Source organism: Paenibacillus konkukensis (assembly GCF_023523925.1).
In the GTDB taxonomy this organism is placed as follows: Bacteria; Bacillota; Bacilli; order Paenibacillales; family NBRC-103111; genus Paenibacillus_S; species Paenibacillus_S doosanensis.
This window is the reverse complement of the sequence record NZ_CP027059.1, coordinates 7,169,774-7,195,480: the sequence shown is the minus strand read 5'-3', so window position 1 is coordinate 7,195,480 and position 25,707 is coordinate 7,169,774. Positions and strand designations below refer to the sequence as shown.

General features: G+C 54.5%; 26 protein-coding genes and 1 other annotated feature. Of the genes, 3 read left to right on the top strand and 23 right to left on the bottom strand.

From position 1 onward, the window contains the following. Positions 1–70: 70 nt before the first annotated feature. From SK3146_RS31265 to gpr, 4 genes are all read right to left on the bottom strand, one after another. Positions 71–466, bottom strand: a complete 396-nt coding sequence (locus tag SK3146_RS31265) for a hypothetical protein (RefSeq protein ID WP_249862460.1) — start codon at positions 464–466, stop codon at positions 71–73. A gap of 40 nt (positions 467–506) precedes the next feature. Then, positions 507–1,172, bottom strand: coding sequence for a stage II sporulation protein P (spoIIP, locus tag SK3146_RS31260; protein ID WP_434006919.1), 666 nt, complete (start codon positions 1,170–1,172; stop codon positions 507–509). After that, a complete protein-coding gene (locus SK3146_RS31255) occupies positions 1,082–1,765 on the bottom strand; it encodes a hypothetical protein (RefSeq protein WP_249862458.1) in 684 nt (227 codons plus the stop codon). The genes spoIIP and SK3146_RS31255 overlap by 91 nt, the downstream gene beginning before the upstream one ends. A 557-nt stretch (positions 1,766–2,322) precedes the next feature. Continuing rightward, positions 2,323–3,315 (bottom strand): GPR endopeptidase, encoded by a 993-nt coding sequence (gene gpr / locus SK3146_RS31250; protein WP_249862457.1) that lies wholly within the window; start codon positions 3,313–3,315, stop codon positions 2,323–2,325. A 192-nt stretch (positions 3,316–3,507) separates the two neighbouring features. Here gpr and rpsT point away from each other — a divergent pair, with 192 nt between their 5' ends. Then, on the top strand, positions 3,508–3,780 hold the full coding sequence (rpsT, locus tag SK3146_RS31245; RefSeq protein WP_249862456.1) for a 30S ribosomal protein S20: 273 nt from the start codon (positions 3,508–3,510) through the stop codon (positions 3,778–3,780). 54 nt (positions 3,781–3,834) lie between these two features. On the opposite strand, the gene holA is transcribed toward rpsT, so the two are convergent. The 6 genes from holA to SK3146_RS31215 form a co-directional block, all read right to left on the bottom strand. Then, positions 3,835–4,854 (bottom strand): DNA polymerase III subunit delta, encoded by a 1,020-nt coding sequence (holA, locus tag SK3146_RS31240; protein WP_249862455.1) that lies wholly within the window; start codon positions 4,852–4,854, stop codon positions 3,835–3,837. A 244-nt stretch (positions 4,855–5,098) separates the two neighbouring features. Then, positions 5,099–6,532 (bottom strand): anti-sigma factor family protein, encoded by a 1,434-nt coding sequence (locus SK3146_RS31235; protein ID WP_249862454.1) that lies wholly within the window; start codon positions 6,530–6,532, stop codon positions 5,099–5,101. A 124-nt stretch (positions 6,533–6,656) separates the two neighbouring features. After that, entirely contained in the window at positions 6,657–7,214 is a 558-nt protein-coding gene (locus SK3146_RS31230; RefSeq protein ID WP_249862453.1) for an RNA polymerase sigma factor, read from the bottom strand. Between the two features lie 414 nt (positions 7,215–7,628). After that, on the bottom strand, positions 7,629–7,943 hold the full coding sequence (locus SK3146_RS31225) for a DMT family transporter (RefSeq protein WP_249862452.1): 315 nt from the start codon (positions 7,941–7,943) through the stop codon (positions 7,629–7,631). Beyond that, positions 7,940–8,299 (bottom strand): DMT family transporter, encoded by a 360-nt coding sequence (locus SK3146_RS31220; RefSeq protein ID WP_249862451.1) that lies wholly within the window; start codon positions 8,297–8,299, stop codon positions 7,940–7,942. The genes SK3146_RS31225 and SK3146_RS31220 overlap by 4 nt, the downstream gene beginning before the upstream one ends. 42 nt (positions 8,300–8,341) lie before the next feature. Further along, positions 8,342–8,905 carry a TetR/AcrR family transcriptional regulator gene (locus tag SK3146_RS31215; protein WP_249862450.1) on the bottom strand — a complete coding sequence of 188 codons (564 nt, stop codon included), beginning with the start codon at positions 8,903–8,905 and terminating at the stop codon, positions 8,342–8,344. Between the two features lie 279 nt (positions 8,906–9,184). Between SK3146_RS31215 and SK3146_RS31210 the strand changes: the two genes are divergently transcribed. After that, a complete protein-coding gene (locus SK3146_RS31210; RefSeq protein ID WP_249862449.1) occupies positions 9,185–10,327 on the top strand; it encodes a DUF2264 domain-containing protein in 1,143 nt (380 codons plus the stop codon). A 225-nt stretch (positions 10,328–10,552) separates the two neighbouring features. On the opposite strand, the gene SK3146_RS31205 is transcribed toward SK3146_RS31210, so the two are convergent. From SK3146_RS31205 to SK3146_RS31185, 5 genes are all read right to left on the bottom strand, one after another. Beyond that, positions 10,553–11,482 carry an EamA family transporter gene (locus SK3146_RS31205; protein ID WP_249862448.1) on the bottom strand — a complete coding sequence of 310 codons (930 nt, stop codon included), beginning with the start codon at positions 11,480–11,482 and terminating at the stop codon, positions 10,553–10,555. A 92-nt stretch (positions 11,483–11,574) separates the two neighbouring features. Next, positions 11,575–14,193 carry a DNA internalization-related competence protein ComEC/Rec2 gene (locus SK3146_RS31200; protein WP_249862447.1) on the bottom strand — a complete coding sequence of 873 codons (2,619 nt, stop codon included), beginning with the start codon at positions 14,191–14,193 and terminating at the stop codon, positions 11,575–11,577. A gap of 79 nt (positions 14,194–14,272) precedes the next feature. Then, complete coding sequence (locus SK3146_RS31195; protein WP_249862446.1) at positions 14,273–14,785, bottom strand: deoxycytidylate deaminase; 513 nt, start codon at positions 14,783–14,785, stop codon at positions 14,273–14,275. Between the two features lie 19 nt (positions 14,786–14,804). After that, positions 14,805–16,097, bottom strand: a complete 1,293-nt coding sequence (locus SK3146_RS31190; protein ID WP_249862445.1) for a homocysteine synthase — start codon at positions 16,095–16,097, stop codon at positions 14,805–14,807. Between the two features lie 90 nt (positions 16,098–16,187). After that, a complete protein-coding gene (locus SK3146_RS31185) occupies positions 16,188–16,742 on the bottom strand; it encodes a ComEA family DNA-binding protein (protein WP_249862444.1) in 555 nt (184 codons plus the stop codon). A 140-nt stretch (positions 16,743–16,882) separates the two neighbouring features. Between SK3146_RS31185 and comER the strand changes: the two genes are divergently transcribed. Further along, on the top strand, positions 16,883–17,716 hold the full coding sequence (comER, locus tag SK3146_RS31180) for a late competence protein ComER (RefSeq protein ID WP_249862443.1): 834 nt from the start codon (positions 16,883–16,885) through the stop codon (positions 17,714–17,716). 99 nt (positions 17,717–17,815) lie between these two features. On the opposite strand, the gene leuS is transcribed toward comER, so the two are convergent. The 8 genes from leuS to SK3146_RS31140 form a co-directional block, all read right to left on the bottom strand. Continuing rightward, on the bottom strand, positions 17,816–20,266 hold the full coding sequence (gene leuS / locus SK3146_RS31175; RefSeq protein WP_249862442.1) for a leucine--tRNA ligase: 2,451 nt from the start codon (positions 20,264–20,266) through the stop codon (positions 17,816–17,818). 98 nt (positions 20,267–20,364) lie between these two features. Next, positions 20,365–20,637: a binding site (T-box leader), on the bottom strand. A 410-nt stretch (positions 20,638–21,047) separates the two neighbouring features. After that, positions 21,048–21,854: a class I SAM-dependent DNA methyltransferase gene (locus SK3146_RS31170; RefSeq protein WP_249862441.1), complete on the bottom strand. Its 807-nt coding sequence runs from the start codon at positions 21,852–21,854 to the stop codon at positions 21,048–21,050. 106 nt (positions 21,855–21,960) lie between these two features. Next, positions 21,961–22,860 (bottom strand): CvfB family protein, encoded by a 900-nt coding sequence (locus SK3146_RS31165; protein WP_249862440.1) that lies wholly within the window; start codon positions 22,858–22,860, stop codon positions 21,961–21,963. Next, on the bottom strand, positions 22,857–23,204 hold the full coding sequence (rsfS, locus tag SK3146_RS31160) for a ribosome silencing factor (RefSeq protein ID WP_249862439.1): 348 nt from the start codon (positions 23,202–23,204) through the stop codon (positions 22,857–22,859). The genes SK3146_RS31165 and rsfS overlap by 4 nt, the downstream gene beginning before the upstream one ends. A 78-nt stretch (positions 23,205–23,282) precedes the next feature. Continuing rightward, positions 23,283–23,849: a bis(5'-nucleosyl)-tetraphosphatase (symmetrical) YqeK gene (gene yqeK / locus SK3146_RS31155; protein ID WP_249862438.1), complete on the bottom strand. Its 567-nt coding sequence runs from the start codon at positions 23,847–23,849 to the stop codon at positions 23,283–23,285. Then, complete coding sequence (locus SK3146_RS31150) at positions 23,839–24,426, bottom strand: nicotinate-nucleotide adenylyltransferase (protein ID WP_249862437.1); 588 nt, start codon at positions 24,424–24,426, stop codon at positions 23,839–23,841. The genes yqeK and SK3146_RS31150 overlap by 11 nt, the downstream gene beginning before the upstream one ends. A 41-nt stretch (positions 24,427–24,467) precedes the next feature. Then, positions 24,468–24,761, bottom strand: a complete 294-nt coding sequence (yhbY, locus tag SK3146_RS31145) for a ribosome assembly RNA-binding protein YhbY (protein ID WP_249862436.1) — start codon at positions 24,759–24,761, stop codon at positions 24,468–24,470. Between the two features lie 32 nt (positions 24,762–24,793). Further along, the gene (locus tag SK3146_RS31140) at positions 24,794–25,642 is read right to left on the bottom strand and encodes a shikimate dehydrogenase (protein ID WP_249862435.1); all 849 of its coding nucleotides are present in this window, start codon (positions 25,640–25,642) and stop codon (positions 24,794–24,796) included. Positions 25,643–25,707 lie beyond the last annotated feature (65 nt).

Genomic DNA, 25,707 nt, shown 5'->3' with positions numbered 1-25,707 from the left:
AATTTACAATACCTCTAATTATAACAGTTGTGAAGGTGCGCAGCAATGGATGACCGTCGTCTTTTCGGACTTACTCCGTTATGGCGTCGAATAAAGCGACAAACCAGCGTATTCCGTGATAAGTGATAATTTGCAGCAGCTCTCCGACTTTATTGCCAAACCGGTTAATACCGGACGCCTCGGTAATTTCCTTGCGGGGCTCGGCCGCTTCGGACGCCGCCTTATCTTTAGCTTCCTTATCCGCTTGCTTGGCGGCGGTTTGCGTCTTGCCGGCCGCGCCGGCTTCCCGGCCTTCGGGCTGTTTGACCGGCGCCGCCGGCTGCAGCGGACGAACGATAGCGGCATCCTGACCGGTGATCGGACCGTGAACCCGTTCAACGCCTCTGGTCGCCAAATCTACCCCGAAGAAAATGCTGAAGCCGATTCCGAGCACCACAAGCAGCAGCCTCAAATACGTTTTTCCCATCGCACTTACGCCCCCGACTCTTTACTCGCGGATGAACCCGCTAATTCGTCTTTTTGCCGCCGTCCTTCGCATCGCCTTCGGCTGCGCCGCCGTCCACCTTCTGCACGTTGAGCACGACTTCGGTAATGGCGTCGGCCAGCAAATCGGCCGTCCGATAGCATTCCTCGAGCGAATTGTCTACGCCGCCGACCTCGATCAGCACGCTGTTGGCAGAAAAGTTCTGGTTGTATACCCCGTTGCCTTCCGCCGCTTTGGCGAAAATGCCTTTGGACAAGCCCGGATATTTGTTCTCCAGCGCCTGGTGAATTTGCGACGCGAACTGCTCGTTTTCTTTCCAGTCCGGATTTTTGCCGCCGATAATGAAATAAAGCTGTGCGTAGTCTTTGCCGTTGATGGTTACCGTCGTTTTATCCCTGCGCTGGGAATCGCGGTGGATATCGAAATAAAACTTCAGATCCGGATGCGCGGCCGAAGCCTCCTGCAGCGTTTTAAGAGAATATTTATAAGAGTACGGATAATAGAAGTTTTTTTCGGTCGCCGGATAGTTGATATCCGAATGCACGGCTCCGATGCCGTCCTGCTCCAGCTTTTGCGCAAGCCTGAGTCCGACCAGCGTCACATTTTTCTTCGGATCGTACGCTTTGTCCGGGTCCTTGACGCCGGGAAGATCGGGCAAATACGATTCCTGATTGTGAGATTGATAGATGAAGACGACATTTCTTCCTGCCGTCCGCGGCGGCTGCGCCGCTTGGGCGGGAATCGCGGGGCCTTGTACGGCCGCTTCCGCCGGAGCCGTCGGATTCGCCGTAATGGAACCGGAGCCGCCTTCGCCGTTGGTGGGAATGGCGTCTCCCTTCGGCCCGTAATCCTCGGACCGTCGTCGCGGGTCGCCGTCGTTTTGCGGAGAATGACCGAACGATCTTCGGCCATGCCCGGCATTTCTCTGGCAATGAACGTTTTGGGATCTTTCAAATTAAGATCCGTTACGAGCGAGAACAGGAAGCCGGCCACGTTCGATTGAGAGAAAGTGAACGATTGCTTGTCCGACTTCATTTGCGGCAGCTCCATTCCCAGCATATCTGTAAAGAAATGGCTTGAAACGGATGCGGCCAGCCCTTTCATCGACGAAGTAGGCGTCGTATTGGCCCATTTGGACTGCGCATATCCCAGCATGCCGAGAATAATGAAAAACAGGATGCAGCCGGTTACGAGATAGCTAATGATGCGAAAGTAGATTCCCAGGTCTTGTCCCGCTTTGCGATATTTGCTTAAGTTGACGGTTACTGCAGTCCATTTCATTGAGTGGTTACCTCCTTAGAGCTTTCCGTTAGGAAAGCTTTCTTCGTAAGCGTTACTGAGCTTTCCGTTAGGAAAGCTTTCTTCGTAAGCGTTACTGAGCTTTCCGTTAGGAAAGCTTTCTTCGTAAGCGTTACTGAGCTTTCCGTTAGGAAAGCTTTCTTCGTAAGCGTTGCTGAGCTTTCCGTTAGGAAAGCGAATTTGGTTAGCGTCGCCGGGCTTTTTGCGAAAAATAGAAAGCTATGATCCTATCTGCGGCCGTTAGCCGATCTCTAGTAACAAATCTATGAGCTTGATCCGGTTGATAGAACCAAAACTTCATAGAGCCGGGAGCAAGCCTTTCGCGAAGCATGCTCCCGGCGAACTGCCCGGAACGCAAAAAAGCGCCCCGGCATCGGTTACGAATAACCTTACCCCGGACGCTTGGATTCCTTGCATAAGCTCATGAAGTCTGGTGAAGAACGCCGGCCGCTCGTGCGGGAACGTCTTCCGATCAGATCGCTGCCTTCCTGCGCTGTTTCCAACTCTGTACCGGCTCAGCGGCCGCTTTTTCAACACTTCTAGTGAGTATAGGCTGACACATTGTCGGCATTGACGGCATCGTGCAGCGCCGCATTCAAGCCGCTGGCGATAATGTTAGCGATATCCTCGATAAACTGGTCGATTTCCTTCGGCGTAACGAGCAGGTCATGTCCCAGCGGATTGAGCACTTCCTTCACGAGCTCCAGCCGTTCGTTCTCCTGCATATTGTCGAGCAATCCGAGAATGGTGCCCGTATTGTCGGTTTGCTTAAGGAAATGATTATGCATCATATCGAACGCGTTGTTCACGATCGTGGAAGCGAAGACGACCGTCGGAACTCCGATAGCGATAACCGGAACCCCCAGCGTATCGACGGTCAGCCCTTTGCGTTTATTGCCGATTCCCGATCCCGGATGAATGCCGGTATCGGCAATTTGAATCGTCGTGTTGACCCGCTCCAGCGAGAGAGAAGCCAAGGCGTCGATGGCGATGACCAGATCGGGATTCGATTTTTCCACAATCCCCTGTACAATTTCTCCCGTCTCAATGCCTGTAATGCCTAGAACCCCGGGAGCCACGGCGCTGACCGGACGGTATCCGGGGCTCACTTGGCCGGGCATCAGCTCAAAATAATGGCGCGTAACCATAATATTCTCGACCACAATCGGACCTAGAGCATCGGGAGTGACGTTCCAGTTGCCCAGCCCGATCACGAGCACCTTCGCCATAGGAGGAACGTTCAGCTTCGCCAAATAGCCTTCGAACTCCTTGGCCAGCACCGTCGCGACCCGATCCTGAAGATCGCTGTCTTTCTGGCGCAGCTCGGGCACCTCTATCGTAATGTAATGGCCGGGGAGCTTGCCGATCGCACGCGCGCCTTCCTCGGATGTTATATCGATCGTGCTGATTCTGATTCCTTCGTGATTTTCTACGGCCCTATGTACGCCGGGCATGATCGTTCCCGATGCGGTAGCCATATCGTGAGCCTCGAGAGCGAGGTCGGTTCGGACGGAATAAGCGCTTAAATCCATGGCTTATGTCTCCTTTCAGCATAAGTATGCTTGTTTATTGTGTGACAAAGCCAAAAACACTATACAAAACAATTGTCAGACACGCCCAATCACTCTATTGCATTTTGATATGGGGCATGTTAGAATATCAAGAGTTGTCAACAAAAAAGCACCGAATGTATTGATGCAAGTTGTATTAGGAGGTGAACGTCAATGCCGAACATTAAATCCGCGATTAAAAGAGTAAAAGTAAGTGAAAAGCGTCGTCTTCGCAACGCATCTCACAAATCCGCTCTTCGCACTGCAGTTAAGAGCTTTGAAACTGCTGCAGCTAGCAACAATGTGGAAACTGCACAAGCAGCCTTGATTGCTGCCAGCAAAAAGCTGGACAAAGCAGCAACTAAAGGTTTGATCCATAAAAATGCCGCTGCCCGCAAAAAATCTCGTCTGGCTAAAAAGCTTAACGCGATTTCTGCACAGGCTTAATGACCGAGAAAAACGGCCGATTCCTCCGGGAATCGGCCGTTTTTCTTTGATTCATTAAGCGATCAGCTTGAGCAAAAACATTTCCAAACCGAGCACCTTGTCAATTTTGCCGCTCTTCATCTGATAATCGAGATCGGACAGCTGATCCAGTATGCTTGCAAGCTTCTTCAGCTCGAAGCGGCTGGATTGGCCGGAAGCTACCTTGACCGCATAAGGATGGAGTCCAAGCTGGGAAGCCATCTGCTGCTGCGAATACCCCTGCTGCTGCAAATCCTTCACTTGGAACATAATGCGGAATTGTCTGGCGATCAGAGACATGATCTTGATCGGCTCTTCCTTTCGGCGCAGCAGCTCCGACAGCATCGTAAACGCCTTCTCCAACTGGAGCTGTACGATATGCTCAATTAAAATAAAAATGTTCTGCTCGATGCTTCTCGTCACGAGCTGGTCCAGCGCGTCGGCCGATAAGACGCCTCCGCGTCCAACGAACAAAGCGCATTTCTCCAGCTCGCTGGACAGCGCCTGCAAATTCGTCCCCGTATACAAAATGAACTGCTCGATAACGCCCGGAGCAAATGTAAATCCCGCCTTCTCCGCCTCCTGCCTGACCCAGCCTGTCAAATCATCAGCCGACAAAGAAGCGCAAGGCACCAGACAATTCGCTTCCTTCAGCGACTTGACCAGCTTCTTTCTCTCATCGAGCTTGTCCGCATTGACAGTGAACACGATAACCGAGAAGTCTGCCGGCGTCCTCATATATTCCGTCAGCCGCTCCGGTTTATGCTCCACCTTCGAGCTATCCTTCGCACCGGTCAGAAACAGCGCGTTGGCGGCGATAACCAGCTTTTTCGGGACCATGAAAGGAAGGGTCTCCGCTTCCTCGATCACCGTATCTAGCGGCGTTTCCGCCAAGTCGTACTTCGTTACGGCGAACGATTTATGCTCAGGATCGACAAGCTGTTCGGTCAATCGGTCGGTCAGCGCATGAATCAGGTAAGATTCGGAGCCGTAACAAACGTAGACGGGGGCGATTTTTCCCTGCTGAATCTGTTTCATTGCCGATTTATAATCCATCTTCGTTCCCCTATCTCTTATGTAGCTTCGTAGTAGCATTGTAACAACAACAAAGGGATTACGTCAAAACCTGCAGGTTTTGCACATAATCCCTTTGCACGAAACCCCATCTATATAAACACTAGGAGGAAAGCTCTAGAAACCTTCCCCGTGGTGGTCATACGACGCGACTCGTTAAACTTATCTTACAATCCTATTGTATTCTCCGGACGCCGGTTTGGTGAAGCCGGCATCCGCAAAAAAGTTATTTTTTCGTTTCCGTCTTGGCTTTGAGATCGACGACAAAGATCGTCGTTCCGGCATCATTGCTCACTTGATAGGTCAAGCTGTTATCCGAAATCCACTCCATCAGGTCCACCTTGTCTTTGTCCGTCCATGTCCGGGACGTAAACACAGCCTTGCCTTGGGCGTCCTTGACAACCACTTGATGCTGCTCGTTGACGGAAGCCGTAAAAGTGTTGGCCGGGGAAGACAATGTATGCTCCTGCGTTATCGCGTTGACGGAAAACAGGCTGTTGATCTTTTTCTCCTCCGGCTCGGGCTTGGCTTTGGATGCGTCGCCGGCCTCCGGCTTCGCAAGCGCCCTGCCGCTATCGGCCGCAATCGACTGCGCGCCTCCCGCGGCGATGCCGGCTGCTGCCGGAGGCCCGGCCTTGACGCTGCCTGCCGCTGCATTCGAATCGGCCGCAGCTTGACCGGCCGCTCCGGCATTGCCGCCTGCCCCGCCGGACTCCGATGGCACAGCCGGCTGCGGGTTGCCCGCCGATGCGGCGGGAGCGGTTCGCGCGGATACCGCAGGGTTTTCCGGCGGTTCAGCCGCCGCGCTATAATTGCTCGTGCCGCCTGCCTCCGTTTCCGGATTGCCTCTTGCGACGTTCTTCTTCGCATCGTCAGACAACGCATCGCCCGACACCGAATCTTGGGCGGCCTTCGTCTCCGATTCGGGAGGGAGCGAAGAATCGAGCGGGGCTGCCTTTTTCAAATCGGCAGCCGGCGCACCGGTCGGCTGCGGCGTATTGGCGGGCTTATCCTCCGTTCCGCCGCCGGAGGCCGGGTCCAAAGCTTCATTGCTAGCGGTTGCGGAAACTTCCATCCGATCCGGCTTAGGACTCGCGGAATCGGCGGCTCCCGAAGCGCCTCCCGCCAACGGCTGCGTCGCGCTGCTCTCTGCGGCCGCCGAATCGGGGGCTTCCGCTCTCTTCAGCTGGCTGGCCGTTCCGCCGCTTTGCGGCGCGCTCTGCCGCTGCATCAGCATTTCCCCCGCATCCTTCATGCCCGCATGCTGTTCCTGCTGCTGGAATACGAAAAATCCGAGCACCAAGCCGGCTGCCACGACTCCTCCGACGACAGGCAGTGAAACATAGCCGCGCAGCCGCTTGCGCCAGCCGCTTGTCTCCTTCGCAGCCGGGTTACGGGGAGCCGACGAATCCTCCGTCCGCCGAGCCGAGTCCGCCGCAGGGAACGGCACGGCCGGAACGCCCTCGTCAATGCGCTGCAGCTTCGGCATAATAGCATCGACCAGGCTGTAGGCGGGCTTCACCTTAGGCAGCTGTTCAAGCTCCTCCGACAGCGCCACCAAGCGCTGGAACAATTCCGTGCAGTCCGGGCACTGCTTCAAATGTCCGAGCATTTGTTCATATTCCAATTCATCGAGATCCTGATCGAGGTATCTCTGCATGAGTTCGATCACCTCTTGACACATCATCCCGCACACTACCTTTCTGAACAATTCACAATTGATATTTTACAAGTACGAAGCAGAATCAACTGATCAGGACGAATTCGGAAAACCCGTCTGCGACTTAGCCGCGGACGGCGTCGCTTTTGGTTTTTTTGTAATCCTGCAGTAACGTCTGTAACTGCTGCCTTGCCCTGAATAAGTAAGACTTCACCGTGTTGATGGGCAAATCCAAAGATTCGGCTATTTCGTTGTAAGAAAAATCCTGCAAATATCTGAGTACAACAACCGAACGATGATGTTCCGGCAGCTTATCAATTGCCTCCTTAATATCTTGGGCAATATACGCGGACATAACCTCGTCTTCTACCGTTTTATTCGCAGTAAAGGTCAGTTCGTGTTCATCGATGGAAACGGTGGGCTTGGATCTTCGGAATTTGTCGATGCACAAATTGGTGACGATCCGCTGCACCCACGTTTTGAACTGAGCCTTTTCCTCATAAGAGTTGATTTTAGTATAAATACGTATTAACGCTTCCTGTGCGGCATCCATGGCGTCCTGCTCATTGCCCAGAATGTAATAAGCAGTTCGGTACACATGATTTTCTATTTCACGCAGTAGGGTAATTAGAGCGTCGCGATCGCCCGACTGGGCAGCCTTTATCAGTTCTGGCGCTACCACTGGGATCCCCCTCTCTTGCAACTATATAAACGTAAGGACGTTTCAAAATGTTGCACCTCTCTTAAAACCTGTATTCAAGCCGCGCTTAAAAGGGTGATGAAAAAGTCCGCTGCGTTGCCCATTTGATCTTCCCGTCGCTGTTGAAATCGGATTATTGGCTGGTTGCTTCCTTTTTTCAAGGAAAAATCCGCTTTCAAAGGCGAACGCTATCGCTGTTCCAGATTCAAATGGCCCCACCGCTCGTTTTTCACCGGACTTATAAAGCCGCTGCGGAACCCTATTAGTACAGTACCATATGTTAGTCATTAACACTACGAAAAAAACGGCTGACCTGCCCGCATAACAAAGAAGAAGCCTGCCGATCTTGGGGCTTCTTCCTGCCTGTATGTCAACGTAACCTCTCCGGCCCGTTTTTTATGAAATCAGCTTTAAGCCGACTACCGCAGCGATCACGCAAGCGATGAAAAAAATTCGTTTGCCGTTCTTCGATTCCCCGTACAGATACATTCCCAGCAGCGTGCTTCCCACCGTGCCGATTCCCGTCCAGACCGCATACGCCGTTCCGATCGGGATGGACCCGAGGGAACGCGACAGGAAGAAGAAGCTGAACACAAAGCAAACCAGCAGCTGTGCGACGGTTTTTACATTAGCCGAACGGTTCACCTGCTGCAGGCAGACGAAGCCGACGACTTCGCAAGCGCCTGCGCATAATAAAAAGATCCAGCTCATCGTTTCGCCCCCGCTTTCGCGTTCTCGCCCTTGCTTTTGTCATTATCCGTTACCAGCTTAAGGCCAATGACCCCAAACAGCAGCAGGGCGATCAGAGCAAGCTTATCCAAGCGTACGGGTTCTCCCCACCATATCATTTCGGCTGTGACGGCGCCCGCGGCTCCGATTCCGGTAAACACCGCGTACACCGTACCCGCAGGCAGCGTCTTGCAGGCAAGCAGAATCAAAACGAAGGAAACGGCGATGGCGAAGCCGACCAGCAGCCAATCGACCGCGCTATCGGCATTTTTCATTCCCGAAATCCAGCAAACCTCAAGCAATCCTCCGATCCAAATGTAAATCCATCCTTTGTTCATTTCCGTATCCTCTCCTTTTCCCCCGGCGCGTATCCGAAAAAGCTATAACGAAATGCCCCTCCAGTATACTTTCCACGACAATTCGAACGCATTATCGAACGAATGCGGCGTCTCGTAGACCAACTGCGCCATAAGCCCGTCAAATAACGTAAGGAATGCGGCGATGCCTTCCTCGGGAGTTACCCCGAGCTCGGGAGCCGATGAAAACGCCGCTTGGAGAAGCGATTTCAAATGCAGCAAATGGATGTTATATGTATGGGTAAAATACACTTCCAGATGCTTGGGCGGAATATAGGACATCAGAAACATAAATTTATATTTCTTGTTATGAACATATTTATCACGGTACTCCTGAAGCAGCGAATGCAGCAGCTGCTGCAGCGGGGAATCCTTCAGTCTATCAAAAAACTGCGTCAGAAACTGCACGTCCTCCTGAATAACCTCCTGGTTGATGGTCAGGACCAGCTCATCTTTGCTTTTGAAATGACAGTATATCGACTGCTTCTTGATTCCGACCTCCCCGGCAATTTCCGAAAGGGACGTGCCTTCGAAGCCGTTCTCCGTGAACTTCCGCAGGGCAACCTGCTTAATGCTTTCCGCACTCATTCTCTCCAACCCCCAACCTTACTCACGTAAGGTAGTATAATCCCATCAAATTCTTACAGTCAATAGATCAAAAGAAATTTCACCTTACCTTCGTCAGTTTACACATGTCCACCCCGGCCGGATTAAGCCCCCTTCTCCTTCGTCCGGAATCGGCTGGCGCAGCAGATGCATATAACGTTTCCACAAATTTTATTGTCAGGTTCACCAATGACCCGTGTCGCATTTTGTTGTAAAATGGTCTGCAAATGGATTCGTCTTACACTATGGGAGGGGACCGACATGCCGCAGGGCCATGTAGACCGCATTTTTTGGATTGATACCTTGAGCCGAATCGCTCAACCGGTACTGCACCATTTGAATAACCGCCAGCTGAAAGAAAAAATGCCCGTTGAGGGAAAGCTCGACGACCGTCCTATGTACACCTATCTTGAAGCGCTGGGACGACTGCTGACCGGGATTGCGCCTTGGCTGGAGCACGGCAGCCGCGAGGGCGAGGAAGGAAGATTGCGCGGGCGCTACGCCGAGCAGGCGCGCGGAGCCATTGACGCCGCTACCGATCCGGCATCGCCCGATTTCATGAATTTCTCCGAAGGCTATCAGCCGATCGTAGACGCCGCCTTTTTGTCCCATGCCATTCTGCGGGCTCCCGAGGAGCTGTGGAACAAGCTGGACGGCCGGGTTAAGGATAATGTCGTTAAAGCTCTGCAGTCCACTCGGACTCGCAAGCCCTACTATAACAACTGGCTGCTGTTCGCGGCCATGATCGAAGCCGCGCTGTTCCGCGCCGGAGCCGAATGGGACCGGATGCGCGTCGATTACGCCTTAAGACAGCATGAGCAGTGGTACAAGGGAGACGGCGTATACGGAGACGGCCCTGATTTTCATGCCGACTACTATAACTCCTTCGTCATCCAGCCGATGCTCGTCGATTTGATTGAAACGTTTAAAAACGAAGATCCGTTCTGGGCTTCCATGCAGGAGAACGTGATTCAACGCGCAAGACGGCATGCCGTGCAGCAGGAACGTCTCATTTCGCCGGAGGGCACCTTCCCCGCTGTAGGACGGTCGCTCGCTTACCGGTTCGGGGCTTTCCAATTGCTCAGCCAGATGGCGCTGCAGCATCAATTGGACGCCACTCTCGTTCCCGCACAAGTGCGCTGCGCTCTAACCGCGGTCATTCGCCGCGTCATCGACGCGCCGGGCACATTCGACGAGAACGGCTGGCTGACCATCGGCTTCTGCGGACATCAGCCGGAAATCGGCGAGACGTACATTTCCACCGGCAGCCTTTATCTGTGCTCCGCCGTATTTCTGCCGCTCGGCTTGCCGGCGGACGACCCGTTCTGGCAAGGGGAAGCGGATTGGACCGGCAAGAAAGCATGGAGCGGTCAAAGCTTCCCTATCGATAAAGCTCTCTATTGATCCGCCTCATTCCGGCGGATTAGTTCCCCGCACACCAAAAGCAGCGCCCGCAAAAAGCGAACGCTGCTTTTTTCATTGTTTAGGAAATGATGCGCAGCAATATCCTGTGGATATCCGTGGGCTCCCCCGAAAGTAATGTCTAACCATAAAACGATCCCAGCGGAATGGTTAGACGCCGATCCAGCTGAAGCCGGATGCGGACGGAATAAGCTTCAGAGCATCACGTCACTTTCGGGGGATTTGTTCTGTATATTCGTTTTTCCGCTTTGCCTTGACGGCGGTCTTGCGCTCGGAAACGAGCACCCCCAGCAAAATAAGCACGATGCCGATCCACTGCACAGCGTGAGTCGCTTCATGAAGCAGCAGCGCCGAGCAGACGATGACGACCGGCAGCTCGACGGAACCGAGCACGGCGGCAAGTCCCGTTTCGATCAAAGGGGCCCCTTTCGCATACAGAAACGGCGGCAGCACCATGCCGAAGACGCTGAGCAGCAATCCCCACTGCCATAATCCTTGGCCGAGCGAGCCGTTCCACAAAAATTGCGGAGGCATCAATATAAGCACAATCGCAGCGGCACCCGTAATCATCCACGCGCTGCGGAACAAAGCAGGCAGATGCGTCGCGATTTTCCCGCTGAAATAAATAAACAAAGTATAGCAGCAGGCGGCCAATAGTCCCAGTCCGATTCCGCTTGCTCCGGGACTGTCCATCGTGCCCGACAAGATGCCGGAAGCGAGCACCGTGCCGAGCAGCGTAAGCGCCATCGCGATCCATTGGAACAAAGTGGGAACTCTCCGCTCCGTAATCCAATCTAACAGCATCCCCATCCAGGTGAACTGGAACAGCAGCAGCACTGCGAATGACGCATCGAGAACTTGCAGCGATTGGTAATAAAAATAACCGGTCAAGCCGGTAAACGTGCCTCCCGCTATCAGCTTCAGAACGATCCCGCCCGAAATTCCTTTCATTTGCCAAAGCTTCGGCAAACTGAGCAGCCATAAAATGATAAATCCGAACAAAACCTGGCTTCCCGTAATTTCCGCAGCCGAAAACCCTTGCTTGTAGCCGAGCTTAACGAATGTGGACAGCACGCCGTACGAGGCTGCGCCCAACAAGACGAGCCAAATGGCTTTCCAACGATGTTTCGACGCCATTGCCTTCCCTCTTTACCTAAAGTCCCTCACCCGCCCGCGTATGCCTTTAAAGAAGGCTCGCACAAACAAACACTATACGGCAACCCGATCATTTAATCAAGCGGATTTCCGCCGGTTTTCATAATCTGCGACCGAAGCTTCGTGCGCACGCGGATCACTCCGTCCTTGACGCTCATCTGTACCTCTCCGTCGGCATCGGTCCTTAGAACAGGAATCCCTCTCTCCCCCAGCCTGGCAATAACCGTCGGATGAGGATGTCCGTATGTATTGTACTGACCGACGGAAATGACCGCATATTGGGGCCGCCACGCATCTAACCAGGCATCCGTCGTCGAGGTTTTGCTGCCGTGATGGGCCACTTTCAGCACGTCGACGGGACCCGTCCCGGGAAACAGCGGAGGAGTCTTGTCCGTCGCCGTTTCTCCCCTTATCCGGTCCTTCTCTATCAGCTCAAGCACCTTCGTTTCCGACGGCTTCTCCATATCCCCCGTCAGCAGCCATCTCGTCCCCTGCATCTCCATCAGGAACACGACCGATTCCGTGTTCTGCTCTTTCTCTACCCGAATCCCGCCGTCCGTATAACTTGCAGGCAGCGGATACATAAAGCGCAGCCGCGTATCCTCATCAACCTGCAGAATATCTCCAGCATAAACCTTTACCAGCGTAACTCCGTTTGCCAGCGCGGTCTGAAATAACGTCTCTACACCGGGATTCGGTTTGATCGTGCCGTTAAAAAGAAGCTGCTTGACGGGGATTTGCTCCAATACGGCCTGCAGGCCGCCGATATGATCCGCATCCTGATGGGTCACGATCAAATAATCGATCGCATGGATTCCCCGCTGCTTAAGCAGCGGTACGAGCAGCTTGCGCCCGACCTCATACGGATCGGAGCGCTGCTTCCACTCATTTCCAGGCTTGTGAAACGACACGGTGCCTCCCCCGTCGACCAGAATGACGCTGCGGCTTCTCGGGGAACGGATAAAAATACTGTCACCTTGACCTACGTCGATGAAATGAACCTGGCCTTCCTGCACCCAGCGATCCGGTTCGTACGCGTACGCAAGCATCCCGCAAACCATGCATACGGCGAGAGGAAGCCGGCAATAGCCTGCTTTGGCAGCGAGATTTGCCGACAGCCGTCCGGCTTTAGCCTGCGTCCCCTTGGCGCTTAGCATCGGGCCGCTCTCTGCCGCGCTATTCCCTGAATCTCCGTTCCCGCCGCGGAGAAGCAGGCTGTATACAAGCAGACTCCATACCGCGTAGTAGCCGATAATCCATACGATGCCCGGAGTGGGCCAGATCGTCTGGAAGAGCTGCCACCGGCTGAGCGCGGACACAACCCAAAATAGCCATTCGTTAACTTGGGCCACGATCCAAGCGAGCGCCTTGCCTGCCGGCATCCAGACAAAGCTAACGAAGAGTGCGATCGTCCCTCCAGGCATCGTAAACATGCTGAAGACGGGCACCAACACGAAGTTCGCCGCCAGAGACAGCAGGGAAAATTGATTGAAGTAATAAATCGAGACGGGGAAGGAAACGATCTGGGCGACAATCGTTATCGAGAGCGCGTCTCTCCATGCCCGCGAGCGGATCGGCATCAGCTTGTTCGCGTACGGCACGCCGACGATAAGCCCGATCGTAACCAGAAAAGAGAGCTGGAAGCTGACGTTCATCAAATAATACGGCTCCCACAACAGCATAAGGAGTCCGACGAGCAGGACGGTGTGCAGACCGTCCTTTAACGTTTGACGGTAAGTCGCATATAAGCCGATGACAGCCATCAAGCCCGCCCGGATGATGGACGGCGCCGCTCCGGTCACCGCAACGTAGAGCGGAACCGCAATCATGGCCGTAATCAGGTACGTTTCCCGCGTAAATCCAAGCTTGCGCATCGTCCAGAGCAAGCATGCCAGAAATATGGCTACATGCAAACCCGATATAGCGATAATATGGGTTAAGCCCAGCTGGGAAAATTGCTGAAACTGCTCGGGATCGATATCGTTCGTCAATCCGATCAGCATCGCTTTCATAAATCCCGATTGCGCTGCCGGAAACAATCTCTCCATTCCGTCCCCCAGCATCGAACGAAACCAGTCGATCCAGCGGAGCAGCTGCAGCCAGCTCCAATGATCGGGTGATGCCGTCTGAACTTGAGCAGCCCCCTTCACACTTACCTGCCAATGAATATGCTGAAAGCGCAAATATCGCCGGTAGTCGAAGCCGTCAAAATTTCTCGCTTCGCCCGGGGTTTGCAGCGTTCCCTGCAAAATGACGCGATCCGCCCGCTGCCACGTTTTGGCCGCCGCCTGTTCATCCCGGGACAGCAGCTTCACCGATACGGCGAAGCGCTCACGCCGGCTATCGGCGGATTGAACGGTGAATGCCGCCTTGTCCCCGTCGACCTCAACCTGATCCGCTATGACCCCTTCCAGCGTAAAGGCTTCCGCCTCCTGCGAAATCGCCTGCGGATTCAAGGAGCTGACGTTGCGCCCGTCGTAATCCGCATAATAACCGGCGGCCATAACGACGACGAGCGCTCCGCATACCGCCGTCTTCCCCGGAATCGGCAGCATCCATAGAGCGACGGCCGCAATAGCGGCTATCAAGGTCGTATATAAGGAAAGCCACGATATGCCGGACAACGAATAGGCTATCGTATATCCGAACGTCCAGAGCAGCGTTATCGCCACGACAGGGCGGTTTCTGATCATTTTCTCTCCCCCCAATAAACGACAAAAAAAGAACCTCTTCCGCTTAAAGCGAATAGAGGTTCTTCCTCAAAACTTTCGTTTAATGCTGAACTTCCGTCATCGTCCCGGCCGGGGGCTCGTAAGCTTCCAGCCTGCGGAAGATGATGCCTTTCTGCTCCATCAACGCCTTAACCTTATCTGAATCCTTAGGATAAGGGCGATGGTAGACGATTTCGCTAATGCCGCTGTTAGCCAGCATATTGGCGCAGGTCCAGCAAGGCTGATCCGTCACATAGACGACCGAGCCTTCCCGGTCCTTCGGATCGGTGAACAAGAGCAAGTTTTGCTCGGCATGGATCGTACGTATGCAGCGCTGCTTCTTAACGACCTGCTCCTTGCCGCCGCTCTCCGCCAGCTCGTATTCCTCCACCAGCATGCAGCCGGCTTCAGAGCAATCCGGTACGCCCATGGGCGCGCCGTTATACGCGGCGCCGAGCAGCTTCTTCCCCTGCACCAATACCGCTCCGACATGTCTGCGGCTGCATTGGGATCGAGTCGATGCCATATACGCCATGTCCAAGAAGTAAGTATCCCAATCTTTACGAGTCGTCATGTGATTTGATCTCCGTTAATTAATTCTGGCTGGCTTCAATTGCCTGACCCAGATCGTATAAAATATCTTCGATCGATTCCGTTCCGATCGACAAGCGGATCATCCCCGGCGTTACCCCTGCAGCCAGCTGCTCCTGCTCGGACAGCTGCTGGTGCGTCGTGCTCGCAGGATGAATAATAAGCGATTTCGAGTCACCGACGTTAGCCAGGTGAGAGAACAACTGCACGTTGTCGATTACTTTGCGGCCGGCTTCAAGGCCGCCTTTGATGCCGAAAGTCATGATGGCGCCTTTGCCTTTAGGCAAATATTTCAGGGCGAGCTCGTAAGACGGATGGCTCGGCAGACCGGCGTAGCTGACCCACTCCACCGCGTCGTGCCCTTCCAGAAACTCCGCAACCGCTTGCGCGTTCGAGCTGTGGCGTTCCATACGCAAATGCAGCGTCTCCAGCCCTTGAATCAGCTGGAAGGAGTTGAACGGCGAGATGGCCGCTCCCATATCGCGCAGCAGCTGTACTCTCGCTTTAATCACGTAAGCGATCGGCCCTACCGCATCGGTGTAGACGACGCCGTGATAGCTCGGGTCCGGTTCGGTCAAGCCCGGGAACTTGCCGCTTGCCTTCCAGTCAAACCGGCCGCCGTCGACGATAACCCCGCCGATGGACGTGCCGTGGCCTCCGATAAATTTAGTCGCCGAATGAACGACGATGTCCGCGCCATGCTCAATCGGGCGGCACAGGTAAGGGCTCGGGAACGTATTGTCGACGATCAGCGGAACGCCGTTCTCATGGGCAATGGCCGCAACCGCTTCAATATCCAGCACGTCGCCCTTCGGATTGCCGATCGTTTCCGCGAACAGCGCTTTCGTCTTCGGCGTAATGGCTTTGCGGAAATTTTCCGGATTGGACGGATCGACGAAATGGACTTTGATGCCAAGCTTCGCCAGCGTCGTCGAGAACAGATTGTAGGTGCCTCCATAGAGGCTTGCCGCCGAGACGATCTCGTCGCCGGAGCCGGCGATATTCAGAATCGAATATGTAATGGCAGCCTGGCCGGAAGCGGTTGCAAGCGCTGCAGGCGCGCCTTCCAAAGCGGCTACTCTCTTCTCGAATACGTCGGTTGTCGGATTCATAAGACGCGTATAAATATTGCCGAATTCCTTAAGCGCAAACAGGTTGGCGGCATGTTCCGTATCGCGGAATCCGTAGGATGTCGTTTGGTACAACGGTACGGCGCGCGACAGCGTTGCCGGATCAATCTCCTGTCCGGCATGCACTGCCAATGTCTCGAAGCCTAGCTTACGTTCTTTAGCCATTAGATGGTATTCCTCCCCAATTGAAGTTTGAACCTGTACTCTCTACTATTTTCTCATATATTGTAAGAAAACGAAAGTAGGTTTCATAGATTAAAATTCGACGGTAACATACGGGCGCATTTTGGCCAAAAGCTTCTCCCCGATCCCCTTGACCTCAAGCAGCTGGTCGACCGAGCGAAAGCTGCCGATTTTATCGCGGTAAGCGATGATCGCTTTGGCTTTGCTTTCGCCGATACCGGGAAGCGTATCAAGCTGCTGTGCGGTCGCCGTGTTCAAATTAATCTTCGCTCCGTCCGAAGCCTGCTTGGACGCTGCGCCCGCCGCGGCGTCTGCGGAACCTGCGGTCTCCGGAGCTGGCGCAGCCGGCTGCTTGCCCGTCCCCGAAGATTCGGAGGGCGCCGCCGTCCGTGCTCCTGAGTCCGCCGAGGCTGCGGGTCGCTTGGCCGCGGGCTCCGCCTGCTCGTCTGCGCCGCCTTGCGGAGCCGCCAGCAAATCCCGCATCTCCTCGTTAGCCAGACGCCAAGACGCAGCTTCGCGAGCCGTCTCTTTCCAAGCCGTATACCCAAACCATCCTGCCAGCGCAAGCGTCAGCGAAACCAGAAAAAGAACCGTTCCCGTCTTCGTCTTATTCGCAGCCGAATTCAATTGTCAATTCCCTCCGTTTCATTAGGCTTAACTATGCCATGCCTTGCCCGATCCGCCGCGGAATCCTATTCTTCATGTCATATTCTCCGGTTAGCTCGAATAGGGATTAAGAAGGCTGCACTTTTTCAGGGGGGATCGTCATGAGAATTGGATTCATAGGCACGGGCAGCATGGGAAGCACACTCATCGAAGCATTCATCCAGTCCGGAGCTCTGAATCCGGATCGGATCATTGCGACGAATCGAACCATAAGCAAAGTGGAGCGCTTGGCGTCGGATTACCCGGGCCTTGAGGCAGCCGGGTCTAATATAGAGGTAGCGCAAAACTGCAGCATTTTATTTCTGTGCGTCAAGCCAACCGATTATAAAAACGTCATCCATGATATCAAACCGGCGATTCGGCAGGAGCAAATCATCGTCTCCATTACGAGTCCCGTTCTCGTTCGCCATTTGGAGGAGCAGCTTCCGGGCAAAATAGCCAAAGTAATTCCGAGCATAACCAACTATGTGTTCAGCGGAGCCACTCTATGCATTTACGGCGACAGGCTGGAATTCGAAGACAAGGAGCTGCTCGAAAATCTGCTGTCCCATATTAGCGCCCCCATCCAGGTTTCAGAGGAACACACGCGGATTTCTTCGGACCTATCGAGCTGCGGACCGGCCTTCCTCGCCTTTTTCGTACAGAAATTTATTCAAGCCGCCGTCGAAGAAACGGGCATCTCCGAAGCCGAAGCGACGCAGCTCGCAAGCGAGATGGTGCTCGGTACAGGCAAGCTGCTGACTACAGGAGGCTTTACTCCCGCTTCGCTGCAAAAAAAAGTATCCGTTCCCGGAGGCATCACCGCCGAAGGACTCCGTATGATGGAAAAAGAGTTGTGCGGAATGTTTAATAACCTTGTCCGCACAACTCATGCCAAATATGAAGAAGATCTGGAAAAGGTGGAAGCCCTGTTTAAAGATATCAAGGACGATTAAACGCGATGCTTTCACGCTTTTCCCTCTATGAACCGCCTGCTTTCAAGCAGTGCGGTTATTTTTTAGTATTGGACGCCAAGCCCGCGTCCCCCAATCCAGTTACCCTACGACGATGTTAACCAGCTTACCTTTTACCGCAATCACTTTACGGATGGTCTTGCCGTTCATCGCTTCCTGCACTTTGGAAAGCCCTGTCGCAAGCTCCTGCATCTGCGCCTCGTTCGCATCCTTGGATACCATGACGCGTTCCACGATTTTGCCGTTCACCTGCACTACGATTTCAATCTCGTTATCGACAGTCCACTCCTCGTCGTATTCCGGCCAAACGGCATATGTGATCGATTCGGTATGGCCCAGCTTCTCCCACAGCTCTTCAGCCAAGTGAGGTGCAATCGGGGACAGCATTTGCGTGAAATGCTCCATCGCTTGCTTAGGAAGACGATCGGTTTTGTAAGCTTCATTGACGAAAATCATCAGCTGGCTGATCGCCGTATTGAAGCGAAGCGCATCGAAATCTTCCGTAATCTTCTTGATCGTACGGTGCCATGTGCGTTTGAACGAGTCGCTGCCCAGCGTTTCATCCGCGCTGATTTTGGACGAAAGCTGTCCGTTCTCTCCGATGAACAGACGCCAGATCCGGCTCAGGAAACGGAACGAGCCTTCTACGCCGTTCACATTCCACGGTTTCGTCGCCTCCAGCGGCCCCATAAACATTTCGTACATGCGCAGCGTGTCGGCGCCGAACTCGTTCACGATCTCATCCGGATTGATGACGTTGCCGCGGGATTTACTCATTTTCTCGTTGTTTTCACCTAGAATCATGCCTTGGTTAACCAGCTTATAGAACGGCTCCTTCGTCGATACGACGCCCAGATCGTACAGCACCTTATGCCAGAAGCGAGCGTACAGCAGATGAAGCACCGCATGCTCGGCGCCGCCGATGTACAGATCGACAGGCAGCCATTTTTGCTGCAGCTCCGGCGAACACAGCTCCTTATCGTTCTTCGGGTCGATGAAGCGCAAGTAATACCAGCAGCTGCCCGCCCACTGAGGCATCGTGTTCGTTTCGCGGCGTGCCTTCATGCCCGTTTCCGGATCGACGGTCTCCACCCATTCGGTCACGTTGGCCAGCGGAGACTCGCCCGTTCCGGAAGGAGCGATTTGCTCAACGTCCGGCAGCAGCAGCGGAAGCTGATCCTCAGGCACGGTTTTCATCGTTCCGTCTTCCAGGTGAAGAATCGGGATCGGCTCGCCCCAATAACGCTGACGGCTGAACAGCCAATCGCGCAGACGATAGGTCACTTTGCCCTGTCCTTTGCCGCTTTGTTCCAGCCACTCGATCATAGCCGCAATCGCCTGCTCGTTGTTAAGTCCGTTCAGCTGCTCGGAATTGACATGCTCGCCGTCGCCGGCATAAGCTTCCTTCGTCACGTCGCCGCCTTGGACCACCTCGATGATCGGCAGGCCGAACTGCTTGGCGAATTCCCAGTCGCGCTGGTCATGACCCGGCACCGCCATAATCGCTCCGGTACCGTAACCTGCAAGCACGTAATCGGCGATCCAGATCGGCGTTTTTTTGCCATTCACCGGATTGATCGCATAAGCGCCCGTGAATACTCCGGTCTTCTCTTTGGCCAGGTCGGTACGCTCCAGATCGCTCTTGCGCGCCGCCTTCTCCTGATATTCCTTCACCGCATTCGCTTGCTCCGCGGTCGTAATGCGCTCCACCAGCTCATGCTCGGGAGCCATGACGCAGTATGTCGCCCCGAACAGCGTATCCGGACGCGTCGTGAACACCTTCAAGTCGGCATCCGCGTGGCCTTCGATGGCGAACGTCACTTCCGCTCCCTTCGATTTGCCGATCCAGTTGCGCTGCATATCTTTAATCGATTCGGACCAGTCAAGCTCCTCCAGATCTTCCAGCAGGCGCTCCGCGTATTCGGTAATCTTCAGCACCCATTGACGCATCGGCTTACGGATAACCGGATGGCCGCCGCGCTCGCTCAGACCGTCGATCACTTCTTCGTTAGCCAGCACCGTTCCGAGCGCAGGACACCAGTTGACGGGCACTTCGTCTACATAAGCGAGCCCTTTTTTATACAGCTGGATAAAAATCCATTGCGTCCATTTATAGTACTCCGGATCGGTCGTGCTGATCTCGCGGTCCCAGTCGTACGAGAAACCGAGCGATTTGATCTGCCGGCGGAAATTGTTGATGTTCTTGATCGTAATGTCGCGGGGATGCTGTCCCGTATCGAGAGCGTGCTGCTCGGCAGGCAAGCCGAAGGCGTCCCAGCCCATCGGATGAAGCACGTTATAGCCGCGCATCCGCTTGTAGCGGGATACGATGTCCGTAGCGGTGTAGCCTTCCGGGTGGCCTACGTGAAGACCTGCTCCGGACGGATACGGGAACATATCCAGCGCATAAAATTTGGGCTTGCTGTCGTCGTCAAGCACTTTGAACGTTTTGTTCCGTTCCCAATGCCCCTGCCATTTCGGTTCTACAACCAGCGGGTTATACCCCTGCTGTTCCTTTACTTCCTGTGTCATACGATTGTGCCCCTTTCACCCATTCAAACTTCAACTCATTTGCATGTGGTTTCATAAATGCTTAAAAAAATACAAAAGCCTCTCATCGCTAGCGCAACGCTAGGGACGAGAGGCGTGCTTCCCGTGGTACCACCCTAGTTAACAGCGGGCATGCTTTACCCGTGTTCACTCTTCCCCTTAACGCGAGGGCGACGATCAGGCTAAGTTCTGATGCCGGTAAACGAGGCCTTGGACAAGCCGCCGCGCCGGTAACGAATTTCACCTTCTGGCTCCAAGGCGAGTTCGCTCCTATCATCTGCCAGCTTCCACCAAACCGCTGGCTCTCTGCAAGACGATGCGCAAGAGCTACTATTCCTTATCACAGCCGCAATATACATATAAGGCGATTATATGCAAAAAACGGCAGCGATGTCAAGTCCATAGGCCGTCTGAATACGCTTTAGGCTCTTCGCCGCCGCCCGCACCTGAACATACGGATTAGCTTTCACATAAAATGGAAAAGCTAGAAATACACAAGCGACGCCGAACCGATTGACGGACTTGCCCTTAAGAAGCCGTTCGTCCCCAACGCACGGCAGTCGGTCGACCTCTGCCTTCGCTCTCATCCAAACCGAAGGCATCGCTTGCCGCACATTCATCCGATTCGAGGTGTACGTCCCATGACAGGCATCGTTAACGGCATCGTGCTCGCCCTCCCCTTATGGGGAATTATATTCGCGATCGTGAAGCTGATCATGAATATGTAGCTTATGCACGATCGCAAACCTTCGTACCGCCCCTGCTACTTCCGCGCTACGAAGAACGCTCTTTGCGTCGTTTCCGTGACCGATTTCCATAAGAAGTCCGCATAGCAATCGACTTCCTTGAACCCGGCAGAAAACAGCTGCCGCTTCAGCCAGTCCAGCGGGTACGCCCTCTGCACGTGGACCTCGTCCACCCGGCGAAAGCGCTCCGTCCCGGCGGCTTGCCGTTCTTGCTCCGCTCCCGCCGCGTCCTGAACGAAGATCGTCAGAGCATGCTCGATTTCACAGCGTTCTTCGTCAAACTCGCTGGTCCAAATATACGCGATATCGTCTTCATTCAGGAAAAACGGCTGTTCCTCCGCATAAGCCTCCAGCTGGTACGGCGTATGGACGTCGAACACGAACAAGCCGCCGTCTTTGAGCCCTGCGTATGCGTTGGCGAATGCTTCCGTTATGTCTTGCTCTTCGAGCAAATAATTCAGACAATCGCATAACGAAATGACCGCATCGACCGGCTTCAGCAAGCCCCAGTCCCGCATATCCTGCTGCAGCCAGGTCACTTCGCCCTTGCCGGAGAACGGCCGCTCCCGCTGCGCTTCGGCCGCTTTCTGCTGCGCGACGGCCAGCATGTCTTCGGACAAGTCGATGCCGTATACCGCATATCCCTGCCGGGCTAGCGGAATCGCGATGCTGCCGGTACCGCAGCCCAGATCGGCGATTTCCTGCGGATGCCCGTACTTGTCCCAGCAGCGGTCCAGGAAATCGAGCCATTGCGGATAAGGCATTTCCTCCATCAATCGGTCATAATGATACGCAAACAATTCATAGGCCACGGCTATCAACATCCCTTTGTTTATGTAAAATGCAAAAACCGGCATTCCCGTCCTTCTCCGCCCTTCCTCCTAGGTGGCAAAAAAGTCCCGGGATTGCCGGCGGCAGCAGTATCTTCCGTTATTCTTCGATCTGCTGGTCTTGTTCCTGCTTCAAGTGCGTCCAGCTTCCTTGCTGGTACACCAAGCCTTCCTTCATCAGCTTGCCGATCGCCCGCTTGAACGCCGATTTGCTGATTTTGAACCGTTGAAAAATAAGGTCGGCCGGCGTTTCGTCCGAATACGGCATCGATCCGTTCGGACGTTCCTTCAAAAATTGAAGCAGCCGCTCCGCATCCTCGTCGCGTCCTACTTCCTTCGGCGCGCGCATCGTGCAGTTCACTTTACCGTCGTCGCGAACATAGCTGACTCGCACCTCGATTTGCTCGCCGAGACGAAGCAGTCTTGTCCGTTCCGAGGCATGAATCATCCCGATCGCCCCGAATCCCAGCACGCCGCCCTCGCACACGACGAAGGTGCCGATCTGCAGCGTCTTGTACACTCTGCCCTTAACCAAACTGTTTTTCCAGCTCGTCGGAGCGTGAAAACATAGCGGCTGCAAGTCCGGCTCTCCGGCCAGCTTGGCCACCAGCCGTCCCTGCCGGTCATGAGCCAGCAGTACGAACACTTTGTCGCCGACCTGCGGTCTGAGCTCCGGCAGCTCGGGAAGCTCGCGGAACGGCAGCAGCAGATTGCGTCCGAGCCCCATCTCCAGGAAGCAGCCGAAGCGGCGGTGGATGTCGACGACCTCCAGCAGCGCCACTTCGCCGAGGCTGATGAGCGGAGTGCGCATCGTTGCCGCGAGCCGGTCTTCCGTATCGAAGAACAGGAATACGTCGACCTGCTGTCCGACGGCAACTTCCCCTTCGATTTCACTGTAATGAAGCAGAACGTCCTGAGCCCCATCGGTCAAAAAATAACCGTGGGGCGATACTTCTCTCGCTACTTCAAGCTTAACCCGGGTCCCCGCTTCCAATCTCATACTTGCTCAACCACTTTCGCGTCGGACCACAGCCGTTCGATATTGTAATACTCCCGGTCATCGCGGTGGAATACGTGAGCCACGACATCGCCCATATCGACAAGCACCCAGCGTGCCGTATCCATTCCTTCCATACCGCGCAAGCGCGCGCCCTGCTCCTCGGCCTTTTTGCGAATTTCGGTTGCGATCGCTTGCACCTGCGTCTCCGAGTTGCCGTGACAAATGACGAAATAATCGGCAATCAAAGAGATCCCCTGCAGATTCAAAGTCACCACGTTCATCGCTTTCTTGTCGTCAGCCGCTTCTACTACAAGGGCCATCAGTTGTTCCGGGGTTATGCTCATTCATGTTCCTCCTCTTTCTTTTTCACCGTTAAATCCTTCTATTGTACAATATCCGCCTAAGACGATATTGGTTCCGCTTTACCCGACGATTTCTTCGATCAGGCTGTTGCGCGCGATGATCGTCAGCGGATATACCTTTTTCCCTTTGTCCAGCAAAAACCGGATCGTTCCGTCAAAACCGGCAATGAGTGCCTTCTCTACACTATGTTCGGCGATTTCGCGGATATTATTCACGCCCGGAAAATCGCGCCCCGGCTCGATATAGTCGGCCAGACAGACGACCTTCTCCAGCAGCGACATGCCCGCCCGGCCCGAGGTATGGTATCGTATGGCGTCCAATATCTCCTCATCGTCGATCCCGTAATCCCGCTTGGCTACGAAAGCGCCCGCGGCGGCATGCCACAGTTCCTTGTCATAGTCCAGCAGATCGGCGGATAATCCGTTGTCGCGGATGACATCCCCCTGATCCTTGACCGGCCAATACTTGCAAACATCGTGAAGAATCGCCGCCAAATAAGCTTTCTCCGGATCGCAGCCGTACCTGCGCGCCAACATGACCGCCGTCTCCATAACGCCGAGCGTATGTTCCCACCGTTTGGAAGGCATCTGAGCTTTGACCGATTCCATCAGCTGTTTACGATCCATAGATACCGTTCACCTCGATATAATCATTTACGCTGTCCGGGACCCTATACCGTACCGGCAGCCCCCGGCTCAGACGCTCGCGGATGTTTGTGGAGGACAGCTCCATTAAGGGCATCTGCGCCATGATGAGCGCCTCGCGGACAGCTGCGGGCAGGCTGGAAATCTCCACTTCATAGCCGGGCCGCTGCAATCCGATAAACGAAACGAGCTGCACGAGCTCGCCGATTTTATACCACTTGGGCAAATATTGCACCATATCCGCGCCGATAATGTAATAAAAATGAATGCCGGGATATGTCTGCGTCAGCAGTTTGACCGTATCGATGCTGTAGGAGACTCCGCCTTTTTTCAGTTCCAGGTCGACCGGCTTAAAGCGCGGATTGCCCTCTACCGCCAAAGCGACCATCTCCCACCGCTGCCGCGCCGAAGCGCCGGGAGCCTCGCTCTTATGAGGAGGAACGTTCGTCGGCATAAACCATACTTCGTCCAGCTTCGCCTGCTCGCACGCGCTTTGGGCCGCTATCAAATGACCGGTATGAATCGGGTCGAAGGTTCCTCCCATGATCCCAACCTTCATAGCTACACCTCTTTCGCGACAATTATCGGCCTCTCTCCCGGTCAGACCGGCAGCTCGATCTTCTTGTTGTCACGGGATTCCTTATACAGGACGATGATTTTGCCGATAACCTGCACAAGCTCGGCACCCGCTCCTTCGGCCAATTGCTGCGCCACTTCGCTGCGGTCCTCCATACAGTTGTTCAGCACGGTCACTTTAATCAGCTCGCGCACCTCCAGCGCTTCCTCGATATGGCGGATCAGGTGGTCGTTGACGCCGCCTTTGCCTACCTGGAAGATCGGATTCAAATGATGCGCCATTGAACGCAAATATCGTTTTTGTTTGCCTGTTAGCATGATGATTGCCTCTATTCTACTGTATTATTTCTTTAAACGAACGACTGCTCGACGACCCGGCGCATCGCCGCGATCGGCGCAGGCACGCCGGTCCAATATTCAAATGCGTATGCGCCCTGATAAATAAACATGCCTAAGCCCGGATGAATTCGCGCCCCTCTGGCCTCCGCTTCGCGAAGAAACCTCGTGACAAGCGGGTTGTACACGGTATCGCTGACGACGACCCCGCTGCGGATCAGCGACGCGTCCATCGGCACGCTGTCTACGTTAGGATGCATCCCCGCCGGCGTAATGTTGACAATTAAGCTTACTTCGCCCGCCGCTTCGCCCGCCTGCTCCGAGGAGAGGCCGGTCGTTCCCGTGAACTCCGATAGCGAGGCGGCAAGAACGACCGCCTTCTCCGGATTGCGGTTAGCGATGTATATATGCTTGGCCCCCTCCTTCGCCAGCGCGTAGCCGACGCCGCGAGCCGCGCCTCCGGCCCCGAGAATGAGCACCTTCTTGCCGGAGAGCTCGATGCCGGTCTCTTCCTTCAGCGAACGGACGTAGCCGATGCCGTCGGTGTTGTAGCCCGTAAGCTTGCCGTTATCGTTGACGATCGTATTGACGGCCCCTATAACCCGGGCGCCTTCGTCAATCTCGTCCATGTAGTCCATCACTTCCACCTTGTGCGGAATCGTGACGTTGACGCCGCGGAACTGCAGCGCCCGAATACCTGCCACCGCGTCCTTCAGCTGTCCCGGTAAAATATGAAACGCCGCGTAAGCAGCGTTGATTCCCGCTTCCTCAAAAGCACGGTTAAGCATAATCGGCGATTTGGAGTGACGAATCGGATCGCCGAAAACGCCGTACATAATCGTGTGACTGTCCAATTTCCCCATAGTTTCAACCCGCTCCCGCTTCCATATTGGCGTTGGCGCGCAAGCCGCTCGGCCGCGGACCGTGC